This window comes from Acinetobacter sp. SwsAc2, from assembly GCF_013391465.1.
Lineage (GTDB): Bacteria > Pseudomonadota > Gammaproteobacteria > Pseudomonadales > Moraxellaceae > Acinetobacter > Acinetobacter johnsonii.
Map to the genome: position 1 here is coordinate 1 of NZ_JACBEZ010000067.1, position 4,826 is coordinate 4,826.

General features: G+C 35.7%; 6 protein-coding genes. 1 reads left to right on the forward strand and 5 read right to left on the reverse strand.

Annotated features, from left to right (window positions below; all coding sequences use genetic code 11):
• Positions 1-237 precede the first annotated feature (237 nt).
• The 3 genes from HYI04_RS16560 to mobQ all read right to left on the reverse strand — a co-directional run bounded on the left by HYI04_RS16560 (position 238) and on the right by mobQ (position 2,777).
• Positions 238-1,197, reverse strand: a complete 960-nt coding sequence (locus tag HYI04_RS16560; RefSeq protein ID WP_114155589.1) for a hypothetical protein — start codon at positions 1,195-1,197, stop codon at positions 238-240.
• Positions 1,198-1,356: 159 nt separating this feature from the next.
• Positions 1,357-1,827, reverse strand: a complete 471-nt coding sequence (locus HYI04_RS16565) for a hypothetical protein (RefSeq protein ID WP_005140768.1) — start codon at positions 1,825-1,827, stop codon at positions 1,357-1,359.
• Positions 1,824-2,777: a MobQ family relaxase gene (gene mobQ / locus HYI04_RS16570; RefSeq protein WP_006582652.1), complete on the reverse strand. Its 954-nt coding sequence runs from the start codon at positions 2,775-2,777 to the stop codon at positions 1,824-1,826. Before mobQ ends, HYI04_RS16565 begins: the two co-directional genes overlap by 4 nt.
• Positions 2,778-2,990: 213 nt before the next feature.
• Between mobQ and HYI04_RS16575 the strand changes: the two genes are divergently transcribed.
• A complete protein-coding gene (locus HYI04_RS16575; protein ID WP_114155590.1) occupies positions 2,991-3,269 on the forward strand; it encodes a mobilization protein in 279 nt (92 codons plus the stop codon).
• Here HYI04_RS16575 and HYI04_RS16580 read toward each other — a convergent pair.
• Together HYI04_RS16580 and repM are read right to left on the reverse strand one after the other, a co-directional pair.
• Positions 3,255-3,767 carry a hypothetical protein gene (locus tag HYI04_RS16580; protein ID WP_114155591.1) on the reverse strand — a complete coding sequence of 171 codons (513 nt, stop codon included), beginning with the start codon at positions 3,765-3,767 and terminating at the stop codon, positions 3,255-3,257. The two genes, HYI04_RS16575 and HYI04_RS16580, sit on opposite strands and share 15 nt — an antisense overlap.
• The gene (gene repM / locus HYI04_RS16585) at positions 3,764-4,702 is read right to left on the reverse strand and encodes a replication initiation protein RepM (RefSeq protein WP_114155592.1); all 939 of its coding nucleotides are present in this window, start codon (positions 4,700-4,702) and stop codon (positions 3,764-3,766) included. Before repM ends, HYI04_RS16580 begins: the two co-directional genes overlap by 4 nt.
• Positions 4,703-4,826 lie beyond the last annotated feature (124 nt).

The window sequence follows — 4,826 nt, forward strand, 5'->3', positions numbered from 1 at the left end:
TAGGGGCTGTTTTTTCAAAGGTAAATTGAGTGCTTAATAATAAAAAGAAACTATGCCTTCGCTTCGCTCAGATAGCTTTATGCTCGCTTCGCTCAAGTGTAATTTAAATGGAGTACAGTCGCTTTGCTCTGCTAATCCCTTTATTAAACAAAAGGGATTAATTGTAATCAGAGAGAAAAACACATGAATTTTGATGCCAGGTGATCGCTCGTAGACACTCGCTCGGTTACTTACTCTTTAATAATTAAACTTCTTTAAATTATCTTTTAATTTTTTAGTTAAAACGGGATCATCATCTAAGTTAAGAGAATTAAAAAAAGAATCTATTTCAGTCTGAGTTGTAATATATTTTTCATTATTATTCGTAATTTTTGGGCTAACAGTTTTGATTAAACTAGCAATTTGAGCAAAATTCTTATTCCGTCCACCGTCCTTCATAAATTTAGTAAAGTTGTCCTGCATATCCCTAGAGACTTTTTTATAGTCGATCCAACGGATGTCACTTTGTATAAAACTATTTTTTATATCTTGATCAATCAAGGTATAGGCTATGCCAAATTCAGTAGGTGTGAAATTTATAGATTTAGTCATATTAGGTGGAGTTAATTTATCTTCTTTGGATGGTATTGGAGAGATGGATCTAAATAGAGAATTAGAAGAATCAAACATCTTCAATACATCATGTTCAGAACTAAAGGGGCTTTGATTCCCTACTAAGTACTTTTTAGATGAAAGCAATTCAAAGTATTTGGAATTATTCATTGTTAAACAAACACTATATACTTGTTCTAAGAGCTTGTATTGATTTGAAATATTGCCATTTAATGTAGTCTGTTTTAAGTGTTCTTCAGTTATAGAATACATTTGAACGCCAAGTGGAAATGTATATTGAAAAGATAATCTATACGGCATCTCTCGTACTAAATTTTGGGAGTATTGTTGAGCTTCATCAGCAGATTTCGTTTGATTTTTAAAGCTTTTCCAGTTTTGAATAGACAAATATGCATATTCTTTAAATTGATTACACTCACCTTTTATGACTTGATCCATTTCCTTTACTTTCATATTTCTTAGTTGTGTTGCGAAAGTTGTTGCCAAGGATGGATCTGTTAAGTTTGGATTAGGGTAAATATCAATAGCGGCAAGCCCAGAGATACTCATACTTAGTGTTACAACAAGCAGTAAATAACTTTTCAAAACATTCACCTAAAAACTATTTTTAATTCTAATAATCAGACTAAAGAAAAGCTCGATACTTTGATATATGGCTAAAGCCATATATCAAAGTCGAGCCACTTTGCGACTGAAAAATTTGTTTAATCATGACTGAAGAACAGAGCAAAGTACCGCCCGAAATTATTTGGGGTCAATTACACAATAATCGGCATTTTTTCCATAGCCACACTGTTTTTTTATAATTCTAACGCATGTTTTCCCATCACAATTTGATAGGTCTAAGCTGTATTTTTTTAGGTTATTCACTTCCGATCTGCGCTGCTGGATTTCATCCATACTTGGTATAAATAAAAATATTGCCAAGAACAGCACCATTACCAACGCTATAAAGGCACTGGCAAACACAGCAATGAATTGATAGTTAAGACGGTTTGTTGCTTTGTCTAATTCCTGAATGCGACTCTTTAATGCCCCTATAGCCTGTTTATTTGTCTCCTGCAGCGACTTTTCAGCCTTATCTAGAACCCCACTAGCTACTTGGGTGTAAAACGTCTCTAATCGCTTCTTATCGTCTGCTATAGCCTCTCTGTATTCCTTCATAGAGGCTAATAAAATATATAACTGGTCGTCTAAATCATTTTGATTGCTCATAGAGAAGGTCCACTTCTATTCATGCTTTTGCGTTGTTTCTGCTTCATCGCTTGTTCTTGCTGTAGCTTTAACTGCTTTTTATGTTCCAGTTCTAAGCGTTTAGCTTCCTGATCTTTCTTCCATTGCTCGAAACCCTTTTCGACACGGCTGAAGCCTTGTTCTAGGATTTTTTCCTTTTTGAGTTCTTTGAATTGGAGCTGCTGATTGTTTTGCTGTTTGATATTGTCATTGAAACGGCTAACTTCAGTATCTATGCCCTTTCTGCGTAACTGAGTAACCTTGCTGCCTTCATGTATCGTGGCTTGTAAGCCGTTACCTTGTTCGACATAGCTGCGATGGTCTATTTTTTCTGTGTACCCTGCTTTGTCCAAGGCGTAATTTGCAAGGTTTGCCCAGGTGGCTCGAATCTGTTTGATTTCTTCTTGGCTTGTTCCCATGCCTAGGCTTTTTCTTTTGGTATTACTTAGCTCGATTTCCGCTTTTTGAGTAAGGACCAATTTATTTTCAGGGTCTAATTCTGCTTTGCGGGTTGTCAGCAAGATATGTGCATGATGGTTTTTATCATCACCACCTTTGCTGGGTGCATGAATCGCTAAATCTGCAACTACCCCATAGCGATCTGCTAAAGACTTGGCAAAGTCTTTAGCAAGTTCCTTACGTTGTTCTTCATCCAATTCATCAGGCAAGGCAATAACCCATTCTCTAGCGGTTCTGGCATCTTTCCTGTTTTCGGTTTTTTCCGCCAGATTCCAGAGTTCGGCACGATCAATCTGAGTATCTAAGTTCGAGATAATTTCGGTATAAGCCACACCTTCTTTTCTCGTAAAGTCGTGCGTTAATCCTGTCCGTTCATCTGTCAATTTTTCCCCTGCACGATAGGCGATAGATGCTACCGCAGTTCGTCCCGAACTTCGGTTAACGGTCTTGGTCGTACAGTGATAAATTGCCATGCCTTAGCCTTGTGATGGTTTTGCTTTTGCTTTTAAAAAATTGCTACGCAATTTTTTGGGGTTAAGGGGATTCCCCTTACGCAACGATGACTTGAACTTTGTTCAAGTCGTAAGTGCGCATTTCATGAAAAACACGATAGCATATAGCTCGCTTGAATTCCAATTCATAGAGCCTTATGCTTGAGTGGTTTTCTATATCCTGAAATCTGAATCATGACAAAAGCTGCTGAAACTCTCGAAAAGAAAATTGAAGCCCAGTTAGAGAAGCTGAAACAATTAAAGGCTCGCAAACAAGCTATCGAAGCTAGAGAAAAATCAAAGAAAAAAGAGCAGGAAAGAAAGGACGATACTCGGCGTAAAATTTTGCTCGGTTCTTATTTGATTAAAAAGATGAATGCCAATGAAGCAAACAAAGAAAAAATACTCGCTGAACTCAACGAGTATTTAACAGAAGATCGAGATAGACAACTTTTTGATTTATCTGATACCTGAAGGTTTTTTATAAATAATGAATGGTATTAGAGATTTTTTAACCTCATCAATAATATTTAATACCTTGTCACGATCTACTGATTCATGGGTAGATTGTCTATCAGAACTAACGCGCCTAAGCATATAGTGTGTGTCAAATAGGCTAAGAGCTTCTTTTATTTCTAGTAGCTGTATGTTGATATTTTTGAGGTCCTTTCCACTTTCTTTTAATAAAGATTCTATTAGATTGATCTTACTAATATTCATTTCTTTCCATGCTTTTACATTAGAAAAAAAATTGTCATGATTTTCACTTCGGTAAGTCGAGTTTCGCTCTAAATTTCTGTATATCTCATCTAACTTATCTAACTCATACCATAAGTTTTTACATTCAGAAGATATGACTTCGCTACCTTTTTGATGATTCCAAGTCTGTGAAATACACCATGCGACATAACCAGCAAAAAGTGCACTAATTATTGTTGCTATTGCTCCCCAATCTAAGCTACAAACACTCACTGATTGAATCCCGCTTTTTCTAAAACTGGATAAACTTCTCTAAATTTTTCAGGCTGTAAAAGCATATCCGCTATACGAATAGCAAATTGTTGATAGCTTTCTGTACCTTGAGAATATTTACTCATTTCTGGCATCTCGGACATTTTTTTGGCAAATAAATGACGTTGAGCATCAGTCAATTTGACAAAAAAGTCAGGGGTGTTCGGATCTCTTTTATCAGTTATCGGCTTTTCAATTCTTGGTTGGTGCTTCTGCTTAAAGCTGAATGAAAATGCTGAAATTAACCGCCCTTTTTTATACTGCTCATACGTTGCAGTAATATCAGTATATTTATTAATTTGCTTAATAGCAGGCTCTAATACACGCTTTTTAAAATCATTCATGGCCGTGTATTCAGTGTCTTCTACACCAATTTTGCTTCTAAAATCTTCTAATTCAATTTTTGGAGTTTTGCCAACTTCACGCCATGCAATTAAAAGCTCATATAAGCGGATTGCATATTTACTGGTAAGTTGGCTGACTTGTTTAAGTTGATAGCTCGTGAAATGCTGCTCAAGTCTTGTAATTAGTGGCACGACATCAGGTGCAAACGTAATCTCTAGCGTTGCTGAATCATCAATATATTTAATACGGCTTACCCATCTTGATTTTACTGTACCTACATTCCCTTTCTTATCTTGTTCTTTAAAAGAAAACTGTCGATCAAATAAGTTTAAGACAGCATTTTTTAATGCCTTATAAGCTCCATCATTGCTTATATCAAAGCGACTAGCATAGTCCTTTGCATGTATTTCTAATTTACTATCGGCTGTAATGCCGTTGCCTGTTTCTCTTGCATTAAGAATTGCTAAAAGTATTAAACGCTGTTCAGTTACTTCTAAATTATAACTAGCATTAATTAACGCATTATCCTTCACAACAAGCTCATTTTTCATAATCAGATTATATTGTTACTTATAATATGGACATTGTAAATTGAAGTCACTAAAGGGTCAATGCCTGCAATGTCCCTTTATATAGACTAAATGTCCCTTTATAACCGACTAAATGTCCCTTTAT